Source organism: Rhizobium sp. GW821-FHT14E12 (assembly GCF_058803745.1).
Map to the genome: position 1 here is coordinate 198877 of NZ_JBXAPH010000003.1, position 23553 is coordinate 222429.

General features: G+C 59.1%; 22 protein-coding genes. 7 read left to right on the top strand and 15 right to left on the bottom strand.

Annotation, left to right across the window (positions count from 1 at the left end):
- Positions 1-70 precede the first annotated feature (70 nt).
- From AC1RO0_RS14285 to AC1RO0_RS14300, 4 genes are all read right to left on the bottom strand, one after another.
- On the bottom strand, positions 71-751 hold the full coding sequence (locus AC1RO0_RS14285) for a DUF4405 domain-containing protein (RefSeq protein ID WP_498593554.1): 681 nt from the start codon (positions 749-751) through the stop codon (positions 71-73).
- Positions 748-1266: a cytochrome P460 family protein gene (locus tag AC1RO0_RS14290; protein WP_498593555.1), complete on the bottom strand. Its 519-nt coding sequence runs from the start codon at positions 1264-1266 to the stop codon at positions 748-750. The genes AC1RO0_RS14285 and AC1RO0_RS14290 overlap by 4 nt, the downstream gene beginning before the upstream one ends.
- 174 nt (positions 1267-1440) lie before the next feature.
- Positions 1441-2604, bottom strand: a complete 1164-nt coding sequence (locus AC1RO0_RS14295) for an aldo/keto reductase (protein WP_498593556.1) — start codon at positions 2602-2604, stop codon at positions 1441-1443.
- Between the two features lie 291 nt (positions 2605-2895).
- Complete coding sequence (locus AC1RO0_RS14300; protein ID WP_498593557.1) at positions 2896-3792, bottom strand: LysR family transcriptional regulator; 897 nt, start codon at positions 3790-3792, stop codon at positions 2896-2898.
- 116 nt (positions 3793-3908) lie between these two features.
- On the opposite strand from AC1RO0_RS14300, the gene AC1RO0_RS14305 reads away from it, so the two are divergent.
- The 5 genes from AC1RO0_RS14305 to AC1RO0_RS14325 all read left to right on the top strand — a co-directional run bounded on the left by AC1RO0_RS14305 (position 3909) and on the right by AC1RO0_RS14325 (position 9799).
- The gene (locus AC1RO0_RS14305; RefSeq protein WP_498593558.1) at positions 3909-5045 is read left to right on the top strand and encodes an NADH-dependent flavin oxidoreductase; all 1137 of its coding nucleotides are present in this window, start codon (positions 3909-3911) and stop codon (positions 5043-5045) included.
- Between the two features lie 576 nt (positions 5046-5621).
- Positions 5622-6848, top strand: coding sequence for an ABC transporter substrate-binding protein (locus tag AC1RO0_RS14310; protein WP_498593559.1), 1227 nt, complete (start codon positions 5622-5624; stop codon positions 6846-6848).
- 86 nt (positions 6849-6934) lie between these two features.
- Positions 6935-7801, top strand: coding sequence for a carbohydrate ABC transporter permease (locus AC1RO0_RS14315; RefSeq protein ID WP_498593560.1), 867 nt, complete (start codon positions 6935-6937; stop codon positions 7799-7801).
- On the top strand, positions 7798-8709 hold the full coding sequence (locus AC1RO0_RS14320) for a carbohydrate ABC transporter permease (RefSeq protein ID WP_498593561.1): 912 nt from the start codon (positions 7798-7800) through the stop codon (positions 8707-8709). The genes AC1RO0_RS14315 and AC1RO0_RS14320 overlap by 4 nt, the downstream gene beginning before the upstream one ends.
- A gap of 4 nt (positions 8710-8713) precedes the next feature.
- Entirely contained in the window at positions 8714-9799 is a 1086-nt protein-coding gene (locus AC1RO0_RS14325; RefSeq protein WP_498593562.1) for an ABC transporter ATP-binding protein, read from the top strand.
- A 31-nt stretch (positions 9800-9830) separates the two neighbouring features.
- Here the strand turns inward: AC1RO0_RS14325 and argE are convergent, their stop codons facing one another.
- The 6 genes from argE to AC1RO0_RS14355 form a co-directional block, all read right to left on the bottom strand.
- Positions 9831-10943: an acetylornithine deacetylase gene (argE, locus tag AC1RO0_RS14330; RefSeq protein WP_498593563.1), complete on the bottom strand. Its 1113-nt coding sequence runs from the start codon at positions 10941-10943 to the stop codon at positions 9831-9833.
- A 72-nt stretch (positions 10944-11015) separates the two neighbouring features.
- Positions 11016-13373 carry a beta-glucosidase family protein gene (locus tag AC1RO0_RS14335; RefSeq protein WP_498594024.1) on the bottom strand — a complete coding sequence of 786 codons (2358 nt, stop codon included), beginning with the start codon at positions 13371-13373 and terminating at the stop codon, positions 11016-11018.
- Between the two features lie 166 nt (positions 13374-13539).
- The gene (locus AC1RO0_RS14340) at positions 13540-14490 is read right to left on the bottom strand and encodes a LysR family transcriptional regulator (protein ID WP_498593564.1); all 951 of its coding nucleotides are present in this window, start codon (positions 14488-14490) and stop codon (positions 13540-13542) included.
- A 49-nt stretch (positions 14491-14539) separates the two neighbouring features.
- Positions 14540-15211 carry a DUF1028 domain-containing protein gene (locus tag AC1RO0_RS14345; RefSeq protein ID WP_498593565.1) on the bottom strand — a complete coding sequence of 224 codons (672 nt, stop codon included), beginning with the start codon at positions 15209-15211 and terminating at the stop codon, positions 14540-14542.
- 14 nt (positions 15212-15225) lie between these two features.
- Complete coding sequence (locus AC1RO0_RS14350; protein WP_436031275.1) at positions 15226-15639, bottom strand: RidA family protein; 414 nt, start codon at positions 15637-15639, stop codon at positions 15226-15228.
- Positions 15640-15692: 53 nt separating this feature from the next.
- Positions 15693-16958, bottom strand: a complete 1266-nt coding sequence (locus AC1RO0_RS14355; protein WP_498593566.1) for a flavin-containing monooxygenase — start codon at positions 16956-16958, stop codon at positions 15693-15695.
- Between the two features lie 251 nt (positions 16959-17209).
- Between AC1RO0_RS14355 and serA the strand changes: the two genes are divergently transcribed.
- Positions 17210-18448, top strand: coding sequence for a phosphoglycerate dehydrogenase (serA, locus tag AC1RO0_RS14360; RefSeq protein WP_498593567.1), 1239 nt, complete (start codon positions 17210-17212; stop codon positions 18446-18448).
- 87 nt (positions 18449-18535) lie between these two features.
- Here serA and AC1RO0_RS14365 read toward each other — a convergent pair whose 3' ends face one another.
- Together AC1RO0_RS14365 and AC1RO0_RS14370 are read right to left on the bottom strand one after the other, a co-directional pair.
- Positions 18536-18934, bottom strand: a complete 399-nt coding sequence (locus AC1RO0_RS14365; RefSeq protein WP_498593568.1) for a type II toxin-antitoxin system VapC family toxin — start codon at positions 18932-18934, stop codon at positions 18536-18538.
- Positions 18931-19182 (bottom strand): AbrB/MazE/SpoVT family DNA-binding domain-containing protein, encoded by a 252-nt coding sequence (locus AC1RO0_RS14370; RefSeq protein ID WP_498593569.1) that lies wholly within the window; start codon positions 19180-19182, stop codon positions 18931-18933. The genes AC1RO0_RS14365 and AC1RO0_RS14370 overlap by 4 nt, the downstream gene beginning before the upstream one ends.
- Before the next feature lie 632 nt (positions 19183-19814).
- On the opposite strand from AC1RO0_RS14370, the gene AC1RO0_RS14375 reads away from it, so the two are divergent.
- Positions 19815-20324 carry a L,D-transpeptidase gene (locus AC1RO0_RS14375; RefSeq protein ID WP_498594025.1) on the top strand — a complete coding sequence of 170 codons (510 nt, stop codon included), beginning with the start codon at positions 19815-19817 and terminating at the stop codon, positions 20322-20324.
- A gap of 130 nt (positions 20325-20454) precedes the next feature.
- Here AC1RO0_RS14375 and AC1RO0_RS14380 read toward each other — a convergent pair whose 3' ends face one another.
- The 3 genes from AC1RO0_RS14380 to AC1RO0_RS14390 form a co-directional block, all read right to left on the bottom strand.
- On the bottom strand, positions 20455-21048 hold the full coding sequence (locus tag AC1RO0_RS14380) for a nucleoside 2-deoxyribosyltransferase (protein ID WP_498593570.1): 594 nt from the start codon (positions 21046-21048) through the stop codon (positions 20455-20457).
- Positions 21049-21112: 64 nt separating this feature from the next.
- Positions 21113-22405: an NAD(P)/FAD-dependent oxidoreductase gene (locus tag AC1RO0_RS14385; RefSeq protein ID WP_498593571.1), complete on the bottom strand. Its 1293-nt coding sequence runs from the start codon at positions 22403-22405 to the stop codon at positions 21113-21115.
- Between the two features lie 43 nt (positions 22406-22448).
- Positions 22449-23540: an ABC transporter ATP-binding protein gene (locus AC1RO0_RS14390; RefSeq protein WP_498593572.1), complete on the bottom strand. Its 1092-nt coding sequence runs from the start codon at positions 23538-23540 to the stop codon at positions 22449-22451.
- Positions 23541-23553: the final 13 nt, after the last annotated feature.

Consider the following 23553-nt stretch of genomic DNA (forward strand, 5'->3'; position numbering starts at 1 on the left):
GCATAATTCGCATGAAGTTAGAAATTTCATTTCTAAATGGGCGTGGGATTTAACTGGGCTATGGCCGGGACTATGCCGCCAGACACTTCCGGTCCTTGATCGATTTCATGCCGTAATGGGCGAGAAACGCACCCAGTCCAATAATTGCCATATGGTGCAGAAAGAACGGCAGCGGCGCCGTCTCGAAATCCCCGAAGTCGAAGCGCGTTTGCATGAACAGCTTCGACCCGACATCGACTGCAAACAAGCTCCGAACGCCGCAGGCGGCAATCATGATGGCGACCACGCGTAAAACAGCCCTGCGGAATTTGCTCTCAGTCGTAATGCCGAGCCGGCTGCTCACCACGCCCGAGATCATCGACCAGTGCAGGCCGAGGTGAACGGCAGCGATCAGAAGCGCCAGATAAGCCGCCGACGCGTGGACCTGGCGCAAGGTGAAGCTGCTGGTCAATGGCAGGAAGCTGAAGACCGTCTGCGAGATGATGACGCTGGTTGCGAGCAGCATTAGCATGGTGATCAGAAGCGTTAGATTGATCACTTTGGTGGCGATGCTACGCGGTCCGCGCCAGCCCCTGGTGATTGTGCCGTACCAGCGGCGATTAAAGATGTTGTGGCCGATCAGCAGCAGGAACATGCCGGTACCGATGATTTCATGCGCCGCGTTGCCGAGCCAGTCGTAGGCCAGAGCAGCCAGCAACAAGCCAACCGCCACAAAATCGAAGATCAACCGCAAGAGAAACAGCGGCTTCAAGGGATGTAGGCCCGCATTCTGTCGATCGTGAACATGAAGTCATTGTCTGCCTGAGACCCGTGGCACGACTGACACCGCTCGGCGAACGCGGTCCGCCTCACCTGCATGTTCGTATCGAACTGCTGAAAATGCCAATCTCCGGTGCGCTGCTCCTCTGGGACGCTGAGACCCCAATCCAACCCTTTCTCCATGACGAAATAGCCGGTAAGTTTATAATCCGACCAGATGCCGAGGACCAATTGCGTGCCCGGCGGAAGCGGGCGGCCGGACTTCGCGATCTCCAGGGTTTCGCGGGTCGCAAACGCTTCCTCCTTGGATGAGCCACGATCGTAGGTCGCATAGAGCACGTACTGATCGAAGTTCTTGGGGAACGTGGCCCGGTTTCCGGTTGCCTGCGCCATTGCCGGAGAGCTGAACAGGCAGACGGCACTGAAGACAAAGGCGGCCACGATCACGGCAAGACCCAAGATCGCGGCGAATGGTGCATTCATTTTCTCGGGTTTGGCTTCAGCCATTTACGGTTCCCCTCTTTTGCCCGCTGGGCAGGATTTGACACACGCAATCGGGGCCGCCCTATTTCGGCGAACTCGATAAGATTAGGTGGCGGTATCTGCATGAGCATTTTCGCCCGAAGAACGCCTTGCCAGGCCCATCGCGGACGTCCGGCAAGGCGACAATCGGCCAGGTGCCTAGGCTGTTTGGTCAACCAGCTCCATTTGCATTTCGTTCATGCGTGCCCCGTGCACTGTCAGCGCCGAGAGGGCCGTTCCGAACTCGCGGAGGTCTTCTGGCGTCAGCTCGACCCGAAGCGCGCCAAGGTTCTCCTTCAGATGATCGATGTTGCGGGTGCCGGGGATAGGAACGATGAAAGGTTTCTGCGCCAACAGCCACGCAAGCGCGATCTGCGAGGGTGTTGCACCTTTCTTTTCGGCAAACTGCTTCAGCAGCTCGACGAACGGCATATTGGCCGCCAGGTTGTCAGGACTGAAGCGATCGAATGTCGATCGGAGATCGGTCTTCGCGTCTAACCTCGTGTTCCCGTCCATTTTCCCTGTGAGATAGCCCATTCCAACGGGACCCCAAGGGACGAAGCCGATGCCAAGCTCTTCGCATGCGGCGAGGACGCCGTTATGTTCCGGGCTTCTTTCCATCACGGAGTATTCGGTCTGGACCGCCGACACAGGCTGGACCGCATGTGCCTTGCGAATTGTCCTGGCGCTCGGCTCCGAGAGACCGAAATGCAGAACCTTGCCTTCCTGGATCAGATCCTTGATTGCACCGGCCACATCTTCGATCGGAACGTTGGGGTCGACGCGATGCTGATAGAAGAGGTCGATGCGATCGGTCTTCAGCCGTTTGAGCGAGGCCTCCGCCACCTGCTTGATCCGTTCGGGGCGGCTGTTCAGCCCGATCGTGCCATCGATTGCAAAGCCGAACTTGGTCGCGATCTTCACCTGATTGCGAATGGGTGCCAACGCTTCTCCGACAAGCTCTTCGCTCGTATACGGCCCATAGACTTCCGCGGTATCAAAGAAGGTGACACCGTTTTCATGAGCGGCGCGAATAGTGTTGATACCCTGGGCTCTATCGGCGGGTGGGCCATAGTTGGCACTGATGCTCATGCATCCGGCTCCCATTTCCGAGACTTCCAGCGTTCCGAGTTTGCGCGTTTTCATCTGGCCTTGTCCTGCCTGGAGGGTAGAGATCTGGGACTGATCCGGCGAGGCGGCCCAGGCCGACGATGTGACGGGCAATACCGCCCCGACGAGCGCGGCGTTGATCAAAAAATCGCGGCGACCAAGGCCGAGATGCTCCCCAGCATTCGAAGCCATCCCTTGCTTGTTTTTGTCCATAAGTCGTCTCCTGAAATTTGGCGGCGAAGCCGTCGTTTCATCTAAGGAGGACGATCCGTGTCAGTTCACCTTGCACCCAAGCGAATTAGATCACTTCAGCGGCACAATGGTTTTGACGCCCGTCCCCGTGAGGGGAGATAAGGAGCGCAACAATGAGCGATTAGGCCCCATTTTCTGCATGGGGTTAGAAACGGGATTGATAAATACCCTCTGGTACTGAGCGACGCTTGGAGCTCTTGGCATGCCAAGATAGTCGCTCGCATCAGCACACCCGCGACGCAAAACGGCTGGCTACGGCCCCCTGTAACGGAGTGCCTCCACCAGGAGCGAGAAGGCCGGCGTGTGTTGTCGCCGGCTTGGATAGTAGAGGTGATAGCCCGGAAATGGCGGGCACCAGTCTTCCAGAACGCGGATCAAGCGTCCCTCGGCAATATGTTGGGAAACCTGACTTTCGAAGACGTAAACCAGCCCAAGTCCATCGAGGGCCGCGTTTTCCAGCATCTCGTTGTCGTTGAGAATGAGCGATCCGCTGACGCGCGCCTCCAGCTCGACACCGTCACGCTCGAACTCCCAGGCATAGAGACCACCGCCCCGGCTCTGCCGATAGCTGACGCAAGAGTGGTTGCTCAGGTCACGCGGCGTTTCCGGGCGTTTCCGGTTTTCAAAGTAAGAGGGCGATCCGACAACCGCCATTCGAACCTCAGGGCTCACCCGCACCGATACCATGTCCTTCTCGACCTGTTCGCCGAGCCGTATGCCCGCGTCAAATCGGCCAGCGACGATATCGGTGAGCCCTTCATCGACACTGATTTCAACGACGATGTCAGGATACTCAGGCGCAAGCTTCAGCAACGCGGGCCAGAGCACCATTCGGGCGGCGTGCCGAAAGGTGGTGATGCGAATTGTGCCCGCTGGTTTATCGCGGAGGGCAGTGAGTGCAGCAATTTCACTGTCGATATGATCGAATGCAGGACGCAGGCTGTGAAATAGCCGTTCCCCCGCCTCCGTCGTCGACAGGCTGCGCGTCGTCCGTGAAATCAAGCGCACATCCAGACGTCGCTCGAGCATTCGAACAGCATAGCTCAGTGCGGATTGAGAGAGGCCAAGCTTCGCAGCCGCGCGGGTGAAGCTTCCTTCTTCCACGACGGTGATGAATGCCGCCAATTCGCTGAAATCGCCTTTTCTCATTCATAAATTCCATTTCTAAGTTCATGCGGATTGTAGCGTCTAATCGGCATGCCTGTCCTCCATTATTTATCGCTCAACACCATGCTCTGTTAGAGTGGCAAGAGGACATCCAGATTATGAGCAAGACAGATGCGAAACTCTTCGAAGAGTTCGCTTTCGCCAACGGCATTACCCTTCGCAACCGGATCGTCATGGCACCCATGACGACATGGTCTGGCAATGAGGACGGAACGGTCTCCGACGAAGAGGTCGCCTATTATCGCCGCAGGGCTAACGGCGTCGGCCTGGTGATTACCGGCTGTACCCATGTCCTGCCGAATGGCATCGGCTTCACGGGTGAGTTCGCGTCCCACAGCGATAGTTTCACGCCGAGCCTGCGCCGTCTGGCCGAGGCGGCCAAAAGCGGCGGTGCGCCTGCTATCCTCCAGATCTTCCATGCCGGCAACAAAGCCGTACCGGAACTGGTGCCAGGCGGCGAGATCGTCAGTGCGAGCGCCCTGAAGGCGGCGGCGGGTGCGTTCAACAATGGGGACGTCATACCGCGGGCTCTGAGCCATGATGAGATCCTCGACGTCATAATGGCTTTTGGCGAGGCCACACGTCGCGCGATCGAAGCAGGCTTCGATGGCGTCGAACTGCATGGAGCGCACGGGTTTCTGATTCAGAATTTCTTCTCACCACTGTTCAACCAGCGGGACGACGAATGGGGCGGCTCATTCGAGAACCGCATGCGCTTCCCACTCGCGGTCGTCCGGGAGGTGAAGCGGATCATAGATCTGCATGCACGGCGGCCGTTCTTGCTGGGCTATCGGATTTCGCCCGAAGAAGCGGACGAAGGCGGCCTTCGGATCAGTGATACTTACAAACTCATTGATCGTCTCATCCCGGCCGGTGTGGACTACATGCACATGTCGCTATCGAGCGTGCTTCATGCCAAACCCGTTGGCGATGCCGACGGAAGTTCCGTCGCTGAGCTTGTCGTCGAGCGCGTCGCCGGCCGTATACCCGTCATCGCCGCGGGCCAAGTCAGAAAACCCGAACAGGCTCAAAATGCTCTGGAGCTAGGTCTTTCCCTCGTTGCCGTCGGTCAGGGGCTGGTGATGAATCCGGGATGGGTTGAGCTCGCGCAGAGCGAAAGAAGTCATGAAATAGATATGGCGTTAAGCTCGTCCATGGTTTCGACGGTTGTACTTCCAGCCAAACTCTGGAACGTCATTCGTGCCACCGCGGGTTGGTTCGACATACGAGCTTAATTTTGCGAAATGGGACAGTCGGTCCACACATCCGACCGGGCCGCAACCCTGAAGTCCCACACTTATCCCAATAGCCCGACACGGATTGGGGATGAGACGGGAAAGCACCTCTAAAGCCTGCTAGACAGGCCATTGCCGCTCCTGTCCAGGGCCGGCTTGCAGGCGACAAAAGCATCGCTACCCACGACGAATTGCTTCGGCGGATTTTCCAAGCCGGCGAACTTTACGCGGCCTGGTAACGCCAGCGCTTCGTTTCGAAGCTACGGCCCGTTTCATCTGCGCCGCAATCAATTGTGTGCTTCCGACCACCGCCAACGTCGTACTGCCGCCATGGCCGTCTGGCGTGAAATCGCATGTGGAGTGCGGCGTGTTCTCCGCCGCATCCCGCCCCTTATCGATCCAGATCAAGTTGGGCGACGCTACCGCGGCTTGTCATCAGAAAATAGCCTCTCAGCCAATTCGCAGAGTAAATCGGTTTTCGCGACGCAATGGCACATAAAATCAAAATTGCAATTTGACAGGTGACAAAATTAAGTCGGTCCTGGAAGTCAAACCAATAAGGGGACCACAATGGGAATGAAATTGTCACTGGCCGGAGCGAGCACCGCAATCGGCTTGCTGCTCTCCACCCAGGCCTTCGCGCAGACCGCCGAAGTCATGCACTATTGGACGAGCGGCAGCGAAGCAGCCGCCATCAAGGTCATCGCCGACGGTGTTGCCAAGAAGGGCGGCACCTGGAAGGACAGCCCGGTCACCGGCTACGAGGCCGCACGCGCAGCCGTGCTCAGCCGCCTTGCCGGTGGCGATGCGCCGACCTCGATGGTCGTCGATCTCGGTGAAATCCAACCGCTGGTCGCGGAAGGCGTCCTGGCGCCGATCGATGATATAGCCTCCACCAAGGGATGGCAGACGTTCTTTCCCAAGCTGGTCGTCGACAAGGCCAGCGTCGATGGCCACCTCTATGCCGTTCCGATTGATATCGGCACCGCCAACTGGATGTGGTATTCGACCAAGGTCCTGGCCGATGTCGGCATCAAGCCGCCGGCAACGTGGGACGAATTCTTCGCGGATGCCGACAAGATCAAGGCGAAGGGCTACGTGCCGCTCGCCTTCGGCGGACAGGCCTGGCAGGAAGCCCTTGTTTTCCGCTCGATCATGATCGCGACCGGCGGCAATGCCTTTTACGGCGACGTCTACACCAAGCATGATGTCGCTGCCGCCGGCGGCCCGCTGATGGTTAAGTCGTTCGAAACCTTCGGCAAGCTGCGCGCCTATGTCGACGAAGGCAATGTCAACCGCAACTGGAACGATGCCACCAACATGGTCATCACCGGCAAGGCGGCCATGCAGATCATGGGCGATTGGGCCAAGGGCGAATTCCAGGCTGCCGGCCTGACCCCAGGCAAGGAATATGGCTGCGAACTCGCCCCCGGCACCCATAACACCCTGAACATCGTCTCCGACACCTTCGTCTTTCCCGTCGGCGACAAGCCGGCGCAGGTTGCAGCCCGCAAGCTGTTGGTCGACGTGATGATTTCGCCGGAAACCCAGGTCGCCTTCAACACCGTCAAGGGCGCCCTGCCTCCGCGGCTCGATGCCAACCTTTCCTCGGCCGACATCTGCACGCAAAAGGCTGCCGCACTGCTCAAGGATCCGGCCAACCTCGCGCCGAATGCCGAACTGTCGTTCAGCAGCGAGACTGTCGGCGCCATCAAGGACCTGGTCACCCAGTTCTGGAGCAACCCGTCCATGTCTCCGGCCGATGCTGCCAAGCAGTATGCCGACATCGTTGCACGGAACTAAGTCCTGCCGTTAGTGTTCCCTGCCCCGGCGTCTTGCGCCGGGGCAGTTTCACAAGGTGGTTGCGATGTCGATGAACGGGGCAAGCAATGTCTAAAAAGAACCTGGCGGCCAAACTGACGCTGTTGCCGAGCGTGGTGGTCATCGCTGTATGCTTCTACGGCACGATCCTCTGGACCTTTTATATTTCGCTTACGCATTCGACGATGATGCCGAACTACAAGTTCTATGGGTTCGGCCAATATGCAACGCTGCTCTCCATGCCGCGCTGGCATGTCGCCTTCGCCAACATGCTGATCTTTGGCAGCCTCTTCATCGCCGGCGCGCTGGTGATCGGCACGACGCTGGCGGCGCTGCTCGATCGGAATGTGAAGGCCGAAGGTCTTTTCCGCGTCTTCTTTCTCTACCCGCTCTCCATGTCCTTCGTCGTCACGGGTCTTGCCTGGCAGTGGCTTCTGAACCCGACGACGGGCATTCAATCCCTGGTGCGCGGCTTCGGATGGGACAGCTTCGAATTCAACTGGCTGGCAAGCCCGGATATGGCAATCTATGCCGTGTCGATCGCCGCGATCTGGCAATCCTCGGGTCTTGTCATGGCGATCATGCTGGCCGGCTTGCGTGGCGTCGACAGCGATATCTGGCGGGCGGCCAAGATCGACGGAATTCCCGTCTGGCGCTCCTATGTCAGCATCGTGCTGCCCATTCTTCGCCCCCTGATCCTCACCTGCGTCATCCTGCTCGCAACGGCCGTCGTCAAGAGCTACGACCTCGTGGTCGCCATGACGGGCGGCGGACCCGGGATCAGCACCGACGTACCCGGCAAGTTCGTGGTCGATCTGCTGTTCCAGCGCGCCAACATCAGCACGGCTGCGGCTGCCGCGATCCTGATGCTCCTATCGGTGATTTGCGCGCTTTCTCCCTACGTCTACATCGAGCTCAAAAGGCAGAAACGATGACCCAGACTTCTCTCGCCCAGTTCAGCGGTTCGTCCATTGAGACGGCACCGCGGGTCAACAAGCTGAAGCCCGGCCGCATTCTACTTTACCTCGTCCTGACGCTGGCGCTGGTCTATTACGCGATCCCGCTGCTGCTGGTGATCTCGACGTCACTGAAGACCTCTGAGGAAATCCGCGTCGGAACGATCTTCACCCTGCCGCAGAGCCTCAATTTTGACGCCTGGACGAAGGCCTGGCTGACAGCCTGCACCGGCATCGAGTGCAACGGCATTCACGGCAATTTCTGGAATTCCGTCCAGATCGTCGTGCCGAGCGTGATCTTTTCCATCCTGTTCGGCGCGCTGACCGGCTTTGCTCTTTCGCAATGGCAGTCGAAGCTGAGCCGCGTGATGCTGTTGTCGCTGATGCTGGGGGCCTTCATTCCCTATCAGGTCATTCTCTATCCGCTGGTGCGGATCTTCAGCAGCGTCGGTCTCTACGGCACGCTGCCTGGCATCGTCCTGATCCACATCGTATTCGGCCTGCCCTATATGGCGCTGCTGTTCTTCAACTTCTATCAAGGCGTGCCGCCGGAACTCTCCAAGGCTGCAAAGATGGATGGCGCCGGCTTCTTCACGATCTTCTTCCAGATCATGCTGCCGATGTCAGTGAACGTGCTTGTCGTTGCCATCATCATGCAGGCAACCGGCATCTGGAACGACTTCCTGCTGGGCTTGATCTTTGCCGGGCGCGATCACCTGCCGATTACCGTGCAGCTTAACAACATCGTCAACACAACGACCGGCGTCAAAGAATACAATGTGAACATGGCAGCGACCTTCCTCACCGCTCTGCCGCCTCTGCTCATCTACATTGTTTCCGGACGTTATTTTGCGCGCGGCCTCGCCGCCGGCGCAGTGAAGGGCTAACGCAATGACACAAATCTCCGTTATCAACGCGAACAAGTCCTTCGGACCGCAGCACATTCTTCGTGACATCAATCTGTCTGTTGCCAGCGGCGAATTCATCGTCCTGCTCGGCTCTTCCGGCTGCGGAAAGTCGACGCTGCTGAACGTTATTGCCGGCCTGGAAGATCTGGACACGGGCAAGATCTTCGCCGGTGACCAGGATGTCACCAACGTCGATTCCAGTCGCCGTAACATGGCGATGGTTTTCCAGTCCTACGCCCTTTATCCAACCATGACGGTGCGCAGGAACCTCGCCTTCGGCTTGCGTGTGAACAAGGTGGCAAAGGACGAGATCACCAAGCGTGTCGAATGGGCGGCCAATCTGCTGCAGCTCACCGACTTCCTGGACCGCCGTCCCTCGCAGCTGTCCGGTGGCCAGCGCCAACGTGTAGCGATCGGCCGGGCGCTGGTGCGCCGCAGCCCGATCTGCCTGTTCGACGAACCGCTGTCCAATCTCGATGCCAAGCTGCGCACCGAAATGCGGCTGGAGATCAAGAAGCTGCACCAGGAACTGCGCAGCACCATCGTCTACGTTACCCACGACCAGATCGAAGCAATGACCCTGGCGACCCGCGTCGCCGTCATGAAGAGCGGCAAGATCGAGCAATATGCCTCACCGGACGAGCTTTACGAAAAGCCTGAGACACTGTTTGTCGCCGGCTTCGTCGGCTCGCCCGGCATGAACCTGTTGTCCGGCCGCATCCGCATTCAGGATGGCAAGGCAATGGCTGCCGTCGGCGACCATCTGCTGCCGATCGATGCCTATCCTTTTCGTCAGGCACCGGTCGATGGCCAGGAGATCGTGCTCGGATTGCGCCCGGAAGATATCCAGCTTGCCGACGAACTGACCAAGCTGCCGACGATCTCGGCGCCGCTGACATTCATCGAGCCGATGGGCGCCGATACCCTCGTCTGGTTTGCACTTGGGGACCAGAAGCTCTCGGTCAGACTGCCTGCGGCGAAGGCACGCGGGCTGAAAGAGACCGTTCAGCTGGCCTTCGACCCGGCCGTCGCATCGATCTTCTCGAAGGAAAGCGAGCTGCGGCTGTAGTCAGCCGCATTCGCCTCTGCGATTGCCTCGTCTATTGGCAAAGCCGCACTATTAGCCGGCTTAGCATCAAGTCGCACCGCCGCAACTCGGCCTCTTCGATATACTCATCCGGCTGATGGCCCTGCTCCATATTGCCGGGACCAAGAACCACGGTTTCCACGCCCAGTCTCGTTGCAAACAGGCCCGCCTCGGTACCGAACGATACTTTGGTCGTCGGCGCGTCGTCGAGCAGTCGCTTTGCGAAAGAAACTGCGTGGCTGCCGGTTGACGTCGCGAGCCCCGGATAGGCATTGCGTATCTCGATTTCGGCGGATGGCCCGGCCCGCTCGCGAATGCGACCCATGATCTCGTCGACCCTGTCTTCCGCGAGATGCCGGATCTCGAAGTCGACCAGAGCGTTTTCGGCCACGATATTCAGCACCTCACCGCCGGCAATCTTGCCGGCATGGACTGTCGTGTAAGGAATGTCGTAGCCAGGGTCGGTCGCTCCAGTCTCGGCAATGTCGTCCTGCACCTGCCGCAGCACGCCGACGAAGTCACAGGCGAGATGGATGGCGTTGACGAAGCGGGGTGCGAGCGAGGAGTGTCCCGCTTGGCCGCGAAAACGCGCGCGGGCAGCCGTCTTCCCCTTGTGACCAACGGCAATCTGCATGGAGGTCGGTTCGCCGACGATGCAGAGCGATGCTTTGAAGCGCTCGGCCGCCAGCACATCGATCAGCGATCTTACACCGACGCAGCCGATCTCCTCATCATGGGAGAAGGCGATGTGCAGCGGTCGCTTCAGTGCCTTGGCATCGATCCGGTCGACTGCTGCCATGACGCTGGCGAGAAAGCCCTTCATGTCGGTGGTGCCCCGGCCGTGGAGACGCGTACCTTGGCGCGACAACTTGAAAGGATCACTGGTCCAGGTCTGCGTTGCGACCGGCACAACATCGGTATGGCCGGATAGAAGAATTCCGTTATCCTGTTTCGGACCTACGGTGGCGAACAGATTGGCCTTGTCGCCGCGCTCATTGCCGACGATACGGCATTCGAAGCCCCGATCCGCGAGATAGCTGCGGATGAAATCGACGAGCGGCAGATTGCTGTCGGCGCTGATGGTCGGAAAGGCAACAAGGCGATCGAGCAGGTCGAGTGTAGTCAAAGGGCGCTCCTAAATGAGAAAGGCCCGCATTTTCAGCGAGCCCTCAGGTCATACTCTATCGTCGACGGCGCTCTATCGCACCGCGGCCTCTTCGTTGGCCATCGTCTGATTGATGTCGGCCAGAAGGGCGGCGATGGCCGCCTTCGGGAAGGACTGACGGAAACGACGGTCAAAGGTCGTGAACATTCCGAAGAAAGAATTGGCGCAATGCTCGAGCATCCTGTCCGCCGCAGTCTCGTCGATCGAGAGATGCTTCTGAAGGAACTGGTTGAACTTTGCGCGGGCGATCGGATTGGCGAGCACGAAAGCCGGTTGCGTATCCCACATCACCTGACGATGCTTCGAGACGCGCGAACGGATCTGCAGGGGTGACTGCAGATGGATATCACGCGAGGACGAACCGATTTCGATCTGAACGATATCCTCATCGAGGATCCATTTACCCTTGCCTGGGTCGAACAGGGTGAAATCGTCGGCGGGTATGGTCAGGCTGACGCGCTTCGATTCTCCCGGCTCCAGATGCACCTTGGCAAAGGCCTTCAGTTCGCGCAGTGGTCGCTGTAGCCTCGGCTTGCCGTAGCGGACATAAAGCTGGCTGGCCTCCTTGCCGGCGACCGCGCCGGTGTTGGTCATGGTAAAGCTGGCAACCAGCTCGTCCCCGGCCTTCAGTTCCGAGCGGTCAAGCTTCAGATCGGAATAGGCAAAGCTGGTGTAGCTCAGGCCGAACCCGAAGGCGAACTGGGGCTCGATATCGCGGCCGTTGTACCAGCGATAGCCGACATGGATACCTTCGCTATAGTCGTGGCGGCCGTTCTCGCCCGGATAGCTGAGATAGGTGGGCATGTCCTGCATGCGCTTCGGGAAGGTGGTGGTCAGCTTTCCGGACGGATTGACCACGCCGAAAAGGATATCGGCGATACCACCGCCGGTCGCCTGGCCGGAGAAGAACATTTCGACGATCGCCTTGACCTCCGGTACCCATGGCATGACTACGGCATCGGGGCTGGCGATGGCGACCACGACATTCGGATTGACCGCCGCGACGGCGCGGATGAGCGCGTCATGGCCGGGTGCAAGGTCCAGAGTGGTGCGGTCGGAGCCTTCGCCGTCATAGCCGTTTTCGCTATTGACGAAGATCACCACAATATCGGCGCCGCGCGCGCCTTCGGCGGCCTCCGTCAGGAGCGAGGCTTGTTCACTCACCACTTCGCTGGTGCCGCGATACTGATCGACCTTGATCGCATCGCCGGCCAGCTTCAGAATTTCCTCGATCGGCGTATCGACCTCAGTCGGCGTTGTGGTCGCGCAGCCCGAGCCCTGGATAACAGGCGCACCGGCACCCTCGCCGATGACGACCATCCGCTTGACCTTGTCAGGCGTGATCGGCAGCAGCTGATCGTCGTTCTTGAGCAAGACCATCGATTCTCCGGCCATGCGGCGGGCCAACTGATGGTGGGCAGCCCGGTCGAACACCGTATCGCGGCGCTCGCCAAGCTTGCCGGCGCGGACCAAAGCCAGCACCCGCTCGCAGGCCTTGTCGACGATGGCCATGTCAACGTCTCCGGCGGTGATGGCATCCATCAGATTGCCTTTTCTCGTCTCGCTCTCCGGCATGTCGAGTTCGTTGCCGGCTATCAGAGAGGCAGGGCGGTTCTTGATGCCGTGCCAATCGGAAACGACCAGGCCTTCATAACCCCATTCGTCGCGGAGCACCGTCGTCAGCAGCCAGTGATCCTCGGCAGCCTGGGCACCATTCAGGCGGTTATAGGAGCTCATCACAGTCCAGGGATTGCTCTTGGCGATCGCCCGCTGGAAGCCCTTCAGATAGATTTCGCGCAAGGCCCGCTCGGCGACGATGGAATCCATCGTCGTGCGCTCCACCTCGGAATTGTTACAGGCGAAATGCTTCAGGGAAGCACCGACCCCGTTTTCCTGAAGGCCGTTGATTACTCCAGCTGCAAAATCGCCGCTGATGATGGGATCTTCGGCATAATATTCATAGGAGCGGCCCGCCAGTGCCGTACGGCGAATATTGATGCCCGGCCCGAGCAGCAGGTGAACCCCGAACTCCTGGCATTCCAACGCCAAGGCCACGCCCATCTCATGGGCCAGATCGACGTCCCAGGAGCAGCCAAGGCTGGAGCCATTCGGAAAGCATGTCGCCTGCTTCATCGCGCCCCAGGCAACCTCGACATGGCTGGCACGCTGGCCGACGACGGAAAGAAAGGCCGAGAAATCGGTGCCACCGGCCTCGTCGTTGTCAATCTGCTGGATAGAGTAGCGAACGCCATAGGTGCCATCAGTCATGACAATGCTCGGGATGCCGAGACGCTCGATTGCCTTGGTCTTCCACATGCGATGCCCGGCCAAAAGGGCGACTTTCTCTTCGGTGGTCATGTCCGCGATCAGCGCCGCAAAGTCGCCATTCATAAGCTTGTCTGAATTCACGTCATGTCTCCAAGATCAATATATCGGCGGCGTGCATCGTCCATAGCTGGACGGCGCTATTGCGTTGAGCAATCATGGCATTCGTCCGGCGGGAGAGAAATAATGCATTTCCGAGGCTGCGCTTTACCAAAAACTTGGCAGTGACCGATCAGCTCGACACGCGCCGCCGCTCCATGACGGGCGCGACCATGCCAGGGATATAGGCATCCGAGACAAAGGACTTGCAATGCTGCCCGAACGTCTCGATCAGCCTTGATTTGCGACTTTGCTTCAAGGTTATGACCCCGATGACCATCGGCTTATGATCGCCCGTGATCGGAACGCGCACCACCGGCCGGCCGTCCATGGCCAGTTGCGATCGCGGCCGGACATTGGCGATCGTGTAGCCGTAACCATTGGCCACCATGGTGCGGATGACGTCCTGATGCGACGAGCGCAGGGCAACCGTCGGCTCCAGCCCGAATTTCGCGAACAATCCGAGAAAATATTCACGGCTGATGGGCAGATCCAGCAGGATCAGCGGCGCTTCGACGAGTTCGGCAAGGCTGATGGAAGAGTGCTGGGCAAAGGGATGGGCCTCGCCAACAAGGATATGAGGCGGCAATGTCGCCAGCGGCAGGAAATCAAAGGTCTCCGGGATCAACAGATCGTAGCTCAGCGCCACATCGATCTCGACGCGCTGCAGTTTTTCCAGCAATTCTTCGTGGTCGCTGACCGTCTGCATGATACGGGTTTCAGGAAATGCCGAGGTAAAGGAATGCGACAGCTCCGGCATGATCATCGATGCCAGCGTCACCATGCAGCCGAGCGAAAGCTGGCCTCTAACCTTGTCGTTCACTTCGGAAGCGACCGTATAAATATTTTCCGCTTGTTCGACGAGGTGCTTGGCCTCGGCCAGCATCAGCCGGCCGGCCGGCGTCAGCGATAGACCTTTGGCATGGTGGCGCACGAAGAGCTGGGTTTCCAGCTCGGTCTCGAGATGGGTTATCGCCGTTGAAATGGAGGGCTGCGAGATGTTCAGCCGCTCGGACGCCAGCGTGATACTACCTGTTTCCGCAGTCGCGATGAAATATTCGATCTGACGGAGCGTGTACCTCATGGTGCATTTATATATCCGTCAGGTGAAAGAACAAGCAGCTCGCCACCTGTTATTCGTCTCCCGGAACGCCGAAGGATGGCGCTGCATTGGGGTCCAGCGCGCGCCTGACATAGTCTTCCATTTGCGGCTCGTAAACAGACCACAGGCTTTGCAACGCCGCGATCGGTTGCTCGGCCCAATCAACCCTGAGATCAACGATGGGCCAGGCGACATCGCGCACGACCTTCAAGCCGGCGGAGCGCACCGGCCCCGCTTCACCGCCAGCCTCAAGGCCTGCCGCAAGCGCTGCCAGCAGCCGTGACGACAGTGAGCCGCTGCCGGCTTCGAAAGCAGCCACCATCTGCCGAGGCACATCGCTGTTTGCGAGAAGATTGCCCGCAGCGATGCAGCCGGCGCCCTTCGCCATCGCATGGATGCCAAGCGTCCGCTCGCCGGAATGCCCGGCCGTGTTCCCCTGCGCATCAACCAGAGCAAGCTGGCGATAGGCGGCAAAGGGCGTCGATGCCACAAGCCGGGTCAAGGCCTCCTCGGCGGCAAGACCCTTGGCCAGCATCTCCAGCCCGCCAATGCCCAGACGCGGATCGGTGATGTTCTGGCTGGCCACGACACCAGCCCCGGCCTGGACATGCGAGCAGCGTGCCGCAACCGCCGGCGAGGAGGATGAAATCGCGATGCCGAACATGCCGGTTTCAGCGCAGCGGGCTGCAATGGAGAATGTCATGGGATCAACCTATCTTATTCAGGAATGACGGCAATGGCGTCGATTTCGACCAGCCATTCCGGACGGGCGAGAGCCGAGACAACGATGCCTGTCGAAACCGGGAACACGCCCTTCAGCCAGCGGCCGACGACGCGGTAGACAGTTTCGCGATAGCGCGGATCGACGATATAGATGGTGATCTTGCAGATATGATCGACCGAGGAGCCGGCTTCGCCGAGCAGCATCTTGATGTTTGCCATGGCCTGCTCGGTCTGGCCCTCGACATCGCCAATCGCGACACTTGCCGAAGTGTCGAGATCCTGACCGATCTGGCCGCGCACGAAAACCATCGTGCCCTTGGCGACCACCGTCTGGCAAAGATCGTTATCGAGCTTCTGCTCGGGGTAGGTGTCCTTGGTATTGAACTTGCGGATGCGGGTATGGGCCATGTTTGAAGTCCTTGGAATAATGTTTTCGCGAGTGGCTATGGCGACCGAGCGTTTCAATCGCCCACGGCGCTGGATGGACGGTAGTCGAAATACTTGCGCTGGGTCGCAATCCGATCCGCCAGATGTTTCGCATCGTGCCAGACACCCCAGATAAAGCTGGACCCTCTTCGCGACTGCCACGGCAATCCGAGAAAATAGATGCCGCGCTCGGCCGAAACCCCGCGCTGATGCTTTGGGCGTCCTCGCTCGTCAAACGCATCGACTTTCAACCAACTATAATCAGACGCGAATCCAGTCGCCCAGATAATCGAGCCGATGCCGGCTTCCGCAAGATCGAGCTTCAGAATTGGGTTTGTGACGCAATCCGGCACTGGTTCGATCCTCCGGGCCTCAGGATCTTCCGGAAGGTCGATGCCGTTGCGCGCCACATATTCGTCGGCCTCGTCCAGCAGCGCCATGTAGTTGGCATCACCGCGCGCCAGATTTCCGGCCAAGTCTTGGGCAAAGTTCAGGGCGGCACCATCGAAGGATTGCGTCAGGCCAAGCAGGGTCATTCCCTGTGCGGCCAGGCGGCGGAAGTCGATCGTGTAGCCGCCATGGGCACCGCTTACCGCGATCGTCACATGTTCCGTGCCCGGACCGGGCGTTTCAGCGTCCCATTTGCCAAGAACGCCGAGCCACCAGCAAAAGTCGCGGCCGCGATAGGCGCGCGGCGGACGATCATGCGGGCCGACAGACAGATACACGCGCCTGCCCGAAACAAGCAGTTCCTCAGCGATCTGCACTCCGGACGAACCCGCGCCCACGACCAGCACCGCTCCGTCGGGCAATAGGTCCGGATTGCGATATTGACTGGAATGGATCTGGAGAATGTTCGGATGTTCCGGAACGACCTTCGGGATGACCGGTACCTGGAAAGCGCCAGTCGCAGCAACAACGTTTTGCGCCACGATCACGCCTTCGGACGTTTCGACGCGGAAACCAGCCCGATCGATATTTCTTTCGACACTTTTTACCTCTACCCCGCAGCGGATAGGAGCGCCGATCTGCTCGGCATAGGCCTCAAAATAACTCGCGACCTCTTCCTTTGTCGCAAAGGCATCGGGATCAAGACCGGAAAACTCCATTCCTGGAAAACGGTCATGCCACGCCGGGCCGTTGGCAACGAGAGAGTCCCACCTTTCGGAGCGCCAGCGTTCGGCGATGCGACTGCGTTCAAGGACGAGATGGGGGATGCCGGACTTGCTTAGGTGCTCGCTCATGGCAACCCCAGCTTGGCCAGCGCCAACAATGAGAGTGTCCACTATTTCAACTGACATTGCTGCGTCCTTTTCCCGATAAGGGCTCTGTGCGTAGGGCGGGGTATGAGCGTTGGTTTAGTGCACAGGCCTGATCTAGAAAATTACGTTTTCAATTCGCAGTGCTTAGCTTGCCGCTAAGCATTGGGCCGCCGTGGAGTTTGTTGTTGCGTTTTCCGTTGGATGGTCGCTAAACAATTTGCCATATCCGCGTGCTACATGGCCGACAAGCGACCCCGGCTTCGTCGAATTCGAGAATCGAAAGCAATTCAATGACCCGACAACTTTCTCTCCCGCGCGAGCGGATTTCCGTCCTTCTGCTTGAAGGTATCAGCCAGAGCGCCGTGGACTATTTTACGTCGTCCGGCTACGTCAATGTGACGCATCTGCCGAAGGCTCTGGATGACAAGGATCTCAAGAGCCATATAGCCGAGGCGCACATTGTCGGCATTCGTTCGCGCACCCAGCTGACGGAGGAGATTTTCAGCTCCGCCAAAAAGCTTATTGCCGTCGGTTGTTTTTCCGTGGGGACAAATCAGGTCGACCTGGATGCGGCTCGCCGACGCGGCATCCCGGTCTTCAACGCACCCTATTCGAACACCCGCTCGGTCGCCGAGCTTGTGATCGGTGAGATCATAATGCTGACCCGGCGGATTTTTCCGCGTTCGGCTTCTGCTCATGAGGGCGGATGGGACAAATCTGCTGTCGGCAGTCGCGAGGTGCGCGGAAAAACTCTGGGCATTGTGGGCTACGGCAACATCGGTTCGCAGCTTAGCGTTCTTGCGGAAAGCATGGGCATGAAGGTGCGCTATTTCGATCCCTCAGACAAGCTTCGCCACGGCAATTCAGAATCGATGGCCACGCTCGGCGACCTTCTCGAAATCTCGGATTTCGTGACGATGCATGTTCCGGAAACCAGTTCCACGCAAAACATGATAACGGAAACCGAACTGCGCAGAATGAAAAAGGGAGCCCTTTTCATCAATAACTCCCGCGGGACCGTGGTGGATCTCGAAGCGCTTGCGAAGGTTTTGAAAGAAGGACATCTCGCGGGCGCGGCTGTGGACGTGTTCCCTAGGGAGCCGGCATCAAACAACGAGCGTTTCGAAACGCCGCTTCAGGGTTTGGACAATGTCATTCTGACGCCGCATGTTGGTGGGTCGACCGAAGAAGCCCAGGAACGCATCGGCGGGGAAGTCTCCCGGAAGCTTGTGGAGTATTCCGACGTCGGCTCGACGCTGGGCGCGGTCAACTTTCCCCAGGTTCAACTGCCGCCGCGTCCAAACGGCACGCGTTTCATCCATGTTCATGAAAATCGCCCTGGCATGCTAAACAGTCTGAATGCGATTTTTTCGTCTCGTGCGCTTAATATCGTCGGTGAGTTCCTGCAGACGCACGGCGACACGGGCTACGTGGTCATTGAAGCCGAGGGCGTTGGCCAGACAGCCGATGACATACTGGATGCGCTTCGCCAGATCCCGGGAACGATACGAACTCGATTGCTTTACTGAAGCCGGTAGCTGTGTCGAGGAATTCAATCAGTAGCTCGCTAACGGCGACCCAATGAGACTGAATTTCTAACCAATGAGGGCAATTCGTTAGGACAGCAGCCGCGCCGTCTGCCCCTGTTCTGCAAGCAGTTCGACCGCCTGTTTATCGAATGAGACGAAGGTTTCGCCGCCTAACCAATTGCCCTCATAGGCCATGATGCCGTCCGCAAATTCACCCCCGGCTTCGAGAATCGCAAGCCCGGCTTCGACAGCGGGCCGGTTCATCACCACATTTCCGGCATCCAGCAAATCGCGGATCGTCATGGCTACATCTTCTTTCGGCAGCTTCGCGCCCCGGCGAAGTATCCAAACCAGCTCGCACAGGCAAGGCAAGGAAACCGCGATGAGCGAGGCCTCTTTCAGAAGCTTGCCGGCGGCGCGGCCCTGCGTTGCATCGTCCTGCAAAACAGCACGAGCCAGCACATTTGTATCGACCGAAATTTTCATTCTTCCCCCGCCCAACCAGAGGCGGCAATCTCGTTCATTTCCTCAATCGTCATCGGCTTTTTGACCTTGCCCGCATGCCGACCGATGAAGCTATCGATGGTGCCAGTCGGCTTTGCCGCTTTCACCCGAAGCTCGCCGCCTGGCAGCTTATCAAAGTCAATTCGTTCACCCGGCTTGATACCGAGGTGCTGTAGCAGATCCCGCTTTAGCGTGACCTGCCCTTTCATCGTTACCGCCAGTGAAGTCATGGGGAGATTCCTTTTCGCTGAATATGATTAGATGGTAATTGAAATTCTCATTACCAGCAAGTTTATCAGGAAACTTATTGGCCGATCTCATAGCCTAGGGACAATATAGCCGCCTGGGCCGGATCCTTGCCCGTGTTATTCAAATCCCAGCGACCACTGAATCCCATACCCTCCCCTCGCGCTTCCTAACGTCACGCATCGCGCATCTGTACTAGGGGCCTCAAAAACAGGTCGGAAAATCTTCGTTTTCGATCGCCGCTGCCACAATTACGCCTGCCGCTTCCGAAATGGTCGGCGGCACGTATACCCCGCCGACGCGGGGCGCAGTCCCGTGCGTTGTTCGGGAAGTTGGTTGTGACATGAAGACTTCAAGATTGATCCTTTTGCCCGTTCTGGCTGTGCTGATGACAAGCGTCTCCGTGCAGGCCCAGGAATGGCGGTATTTGCCGGATTATGGCGACGACCTGGATGGCGGCTATGCTACTCCGCACTATGGGCGGGAGGCGCCGCCGCGCTATCGCGATGATCGTCGTTTCGACGATGACTATTATTATCGGGGTGATCGCTATGGCTATTATGACGACGAAGACGGCGATTTCCCGTCGCGACCCCGTCCACAACGGCGGGCTTCGATCGATCGAGGCGCGATCTCTCCCCAACTGAATTCTGGCGTCAAAGATGACAGGCGGGCGAGCCAGGCGCGGTCACCCATCCCGCGCACGGTTGTCTCCTTTTCCGGCTACGATCCTGGCACGATCGTGATCTCCACCAAGGAAAAGCGCCTCTATCTCGTGCTCAACGACGGAACCGCTCTCAAATACGGCATCGGCGTCGGCAAGCAGGGCTTCGCCTGGAGGGGCACGGAGACGATCAGCCGCAAAGCAGAGTGGCCAACCTGGACGCCGCCCAAGGAAATGATCGCTCGCCGGCCAGAACTACCTGACCGCATGGATGGCGGCCTCAATAATCCTCTCGGAGCAAGAGCACTTTATCTCGGTTCCACCCTCTACCGCATCCATGGCACCAACGAGCCTAACTCGATCGGCAAGGCAGTATCTTCCGGCTGCATCCGCATGGCAAATCCGGATGTGATGGATCTCTATGGCCGGGTCGGCGTGGGTACAAAGGTCGTCGTACTTTGATTGCACCCCAGCGCTGCTGGGGTCCATGAGGAGATTTTCAGATCCACCAAAAGCTTATGGCCGTCGATTGTTTTTCCGTGGGGACAAATCAGGTCGCCCTCGATCCGGCTCGCCAAACTAGCCGAACATCTTAGGCAGTTTGCTCGGCGTGCGCTGCCCCTGCCAGCAATCTCTCCGCAGCTACCTTTAAGCATTCCTCAAAAGCTGTAAGATCGAGGAACAGCCTGTCCGGCTCCACTTTGCGCGTGATGATTGTTCCGTTGCGGCTATCGATGCCGCCATCCAGCATCAGATTGTCGGCCATGTCGAAATTCTCGAGCGACATTCCGTCCGTGCCGCGATAACGCCCATCGTCACCGAGACGGATGGAGCCGTCGTAGAAGTGGCTCACCCGTTCGAAATGGCTCTTCGTGCTGTTGGAAAAGGCGAAGGCCGGGCAGCCGCGGGCGCACATGAAGCCCAGTTCGAAGGCTGTGCCGACATCGGCAGCGACGCCTCGAAAGGGCGTCAGATTAGCAATGATCAAATCGGCGCTCAGCATCAGGCTTTCATTGATGGCGCTGATCGCGAGACCGCGCTGCCGCTTCGTTTCGGTTTCCGGAACCACCAGGTCGCCCGGCGATACCGGCGTGAAGCCGAAGCTGCGCGCCAAGGCGATCTTGCGGTCGAGGATTTCCCGTGCGTTCGGAAGAAACACCTCCGGGCCTGCCAAATATGCTCTCAATTTATTGCCTCTTTGCTGGGATGCACGGCTCTCGAATGATCGAGCCGTGCGAAATTCGCCGTGATCATTTTTCCATCGCGTCCTGTACACGCCCCGTGGCGACACGGGCAAGGACACCGAGCTTCCAGAAGCGATGAAAAGCAAATGTCTGGAAATCGCGCCGGATCGGAAAGACAATCTCCTCTTCCGGAACGCCGGCAAGCCGGTCCGCCAGGAGACGACCGATCAGCGTCGCCATCGCGACCCCACGCCCATTATAGCCGAGCGCGACAAAGGCGTTCGGAGCCGGCTCGGCGAGAATGGGATAATGATCCCTGGTCATCGCCACCTGCCCGTACCAGCGATGCGGCCAACGCTGCCCTTTCAGCGCCGGCCACAGGCGTTCTGCATAGGCGACGAGATGGGCATAGTCGGCGGCCGCGTCACTCGGCGCCTGCTTGCCGCGCCCGCCCATCAACATTCTTCCCTGATCGTCGATGCGATAATAGACGGTGACCCTGCCGGTTTCATAAAGCACCGAGCGCGTCGGCATGATCGATGCCGCAAGCTCCGCCGGCAGCGGATCTGTCGCGACGATGGAGCTGTAGACCGGAACGATCGCCGTCTTCAGCCGGGGCCAGAGATCGCCGGTATAGCCGTTGGTCGCGATGACGAGTTTCTCAACCCTGACCCTGCCCGTCGGCGTATCGATGCGCCAGCCGGAACCTTCCGGATGAACGGACAAGGCCGGCGTCTTCGTGTGAATATGCGCGCCGGCGGCAATGGCGGCGCGGGCAAGGCCACGCGCATAGCCAAGCGGATTGAGCTGACCGCCCCCCGGGTCGAACCAGGCAGAATGATAGCGCGTCGTGCCGGTGCGCTCGGCAACCTGCTGCCGGTCCAGAAGCTCCACGGACACATCGCGTTCGACGCACTGGCTGACGAGCGACGCCGCAGCCTTACCGCCGGCTTCAGAAAACGCGGCGCGGATTGTGCCGCTCTGGCGGGCGGCACAATCGATGTTGAAGCGCCGGATCAAACCGAAGACCTCGTCGGGTCCGCCATAGGCCAGCTTGAGCATGTGTCGGCCGCGTTCGCGTCCGAACGCGTGCTCCACCTCGACGGGATCAGCCTTCAGCCCCGAATTGACCTGGCCGCCATTGCGGCCCGAGCATCCCCAGCCGATCTCGCTGGCATCGAGCACGATGATGGAAATGCCCTTTTCAGCCAGATGCAGGGCCGTCGAAAGGCCGGTATAGCCGGCGCCGACGATCCCGACGGTGGCGGATGCGTCGCCGGCCAGCGGCTCGGTTGCCGGCGCAGGTGCTGCCGTCTTGAGATAAAGGTTCTCCGCTGGGGTCGGAGGGGAGATATACATGGGACCTATCCTGTTTTCATGATCGTCGGCCATACCGTGCGTCCTAGACTAGCTGGGTGTCGTCGGCGCTCCATTGCAGCCGGATAGTTTCGCCCGGCTGCGGTCGCGGTGCACCGAATGTGTGGAACTGCCGCACATGCAGCATGTTCGATCCCGACTCGACGGTGTAGCGCACCGTGTCGCCCATATAGATCGCCTGACGCACAATGCCGTCCAACATATTCGCGCCATCGGTCTGCGGCGCAGAGGACGCCACGAGCCGGATCTTCTCCGGTCGCACGACACAAACGCCCGCGTCGCCGCCCTTGTCTGAAATGCGCGCCCGCACACTTGATTGTCCCAGGTGCACCTTGCAATAGCCGTCCTGTGGCTCACCGATTCCATCCGGCTTGAGGAAATTGGCTTCCCCGATGAAGGATGCGACGAAGCGGTTGCATGGCGTATCGTAGAGTTCGGACGGGCTGCCGATCTGCTCGATTCGCCCCCGGTTGAGCACCACCACCCGGTCCGACATGACCAAGGCTTCGCGCTGATCATGGGTCACGTAGACGAAGGTGATCCCCAGCCTTTCATGGAGGCTCTTGATCTCGAATTGCATCGCCTCGCGCAGCTGCTTGTCGAGCGCGCTGAGCGGTTCGTCCATGAGGAGAACGCTCGGCCGGAACACGACGGCTCTGGCAATGGCGACGCGTTGCTGCTGACCGCCGGATAGCTGTGCCGGATAACGGGCGCCGAAACCGGCGAGCTGAACGAGATCGAGCGCCTGCTGCACCCGCGCCTCGATCTCGGCCCGGCCGATCTTGCGCTGTTTCAAGGGAAACGCGATATTCTCGGCAACCGTCATGTGCGGAAACAGCGCATAGCTCTGGAAGACCATGCCGATGCCGCGACGCTCCGGGGGAAGCGAGGTTATGTCCCGGCCCGCAAGCGAGATGCGCCCCGCCGAAAGGCTCTCGAAACCGGCAATCATCATCAGCAGGGTGGATTTGCCCGAGCCCGACGGGCCGAGCAGGCTGATGAACTCGCCGGCCTGCACATCCAGGCTCAAATCGTCGACGGCAACCGTCTGCTTGTATTCGCGACGGACCCGGTAGAGCCGGATATCCGCACCCGTGATCGAAGTCTGTTCTGACATTTCATCTTTCCCT

What these genes read in the sequence shown, in the direction of transcription:
- AC1RO0_RS14290 (WP_498593555.1), bottom strand. Translation starts at nt 1,266, where the DNA reads ATGGCTGAAGCCAAACCCGAGAAAATGAATGCACCATTCGCCGCGATC.
- AC1RO0_RS14295 (WP_498593556.1), bottom strand. Translation starts at nt 2,604, where the DNA reads ATGGACAAAAACAAGCAAGGGATGGCTTCGAATGCTGGGGAGCATCTC.
- AC1RO0_RS14300 (WP_498593557.1), bottom strand. Translation starts at nt 3,792, where the DNA reads ATGAGAAAAGGCGATTTCAGCGAATTGGCGGCATTCATCACCGTCGTG.
- AC1RO0_RS14305 (WP_498593558.1), top strand. Translation starts at nt 3,909, where the DNA reads ATGAGCAAGACAGATGCGAAACTCTTCGAAGAGTTCGCTTTCGCCAAC.
- AC1RO0_RS14310 (WP_498593559.1), top strand. Translation starts at nt 5,622, where the DNA reads ATGAAATTGTCACTGGCCGGAGCGAGCACCGCAATCGGCTTGCTGCTC.
- AC1RO0_RS14315 (WP_498593560.1), top strand. Translation starts at nt 6,935, where the DNA reads ATGTCTAAAAAGAACCTGGCGGCCAAACTGACGCTGTTGCCGAGCGTG.
- AC1RO0_RS14320 (WP_498593561.1), top strand. Translation starts at nt 7,798, where the DNA reads ATGACCCAGACTTCTCTCGCCCAGTTCAGCGGTTCGTCCATTGAGACG.
- AC1RO0_RS14325 (WP_498593562.1), top strand. Translation starts at nt 8,714, where the DNA reads ATGACACAAATCTCCGTTATCAACGCGAACAAGTCCTTCGGACCGCAG.
- AC1RO0_RS14335 (WP_498594024.1), bottom strand. Translation starts at nt 13,373, where the DNA reads ATGAATGGCGACTTTGCGGCGCTGATCGCGGACATGACCACCGAAGAG.
- AC1RO0_RS14340 (WP_498593564.1), bottom strand. Translation starts at nt 14,490, where the DNA reads ATGAGGTACACGCTCCGTCAGATCGAATATTTCATCGCGACTGCGGAA.
- AC1RO0_RS14345 (WP_498593565.1), bottom strand. Translation starts at nt 15,211, where the DNA reads ATGACATTCTCCATTGCAGCCCGCTGCGCTGAAACCGGCATGTTCGGC.
- AC1RO0_RS14350 (WP_436031275.1), bottom strand. Translation starts at nt 15,639, where the DNA reads ATGGCCCATACCCGCATCCGCAAGTTCAATACCAAGGACACCTACCCC.
- AC1RO0_RS14355 (WP_498593566.1), bottom strand. Translation starts at nt 16,958, where the DNA reads ATGTCAGTTGAAATAGTGGACACTCTCATTGTTGGCGCTGGCCAAGCT.
- serA (WP_498593567.1), top strand. Translation starts at nt 17,210, where the DNA reads ATGACCCGACAACTTTCTCTCCCGCGCGAGCGGATTTCCGTCCTTCTG.
- AC1RO0_RS14365 (WP_498593568.1), bottom strand. Translation starts at nt 18,934, where the DNA reads ATGAAAATTTCGGTCGATACAAATGTGCTGGCTCGTGCTGTTTTGCAG.
- AC1RO0_RS14370 (WP_498593569.1), bottom strand. Translation starts at nt 19,182, where the DNA reads ATGACTTCACTGGCGGTAACGATGAAAGGGCAGGTCACGCTAAAGCGG.
- AC1RO0_RS14385 (WP_498593571.1), bottom strand. Translation starts at nt 22,405, where the DNA reads ATGTATATCTCCCCTCCGACCCCAGCGGAGAACCTTTATCTCAAGACG.
- AC1RO0_RS14390 (WP_498593572.1), bottom strand. Translation starts at nt 23,540, where the DNA reads ATGTCAGAACAGACTTCGATCACGGGTGCGGATATCCGGCTCTACCGG.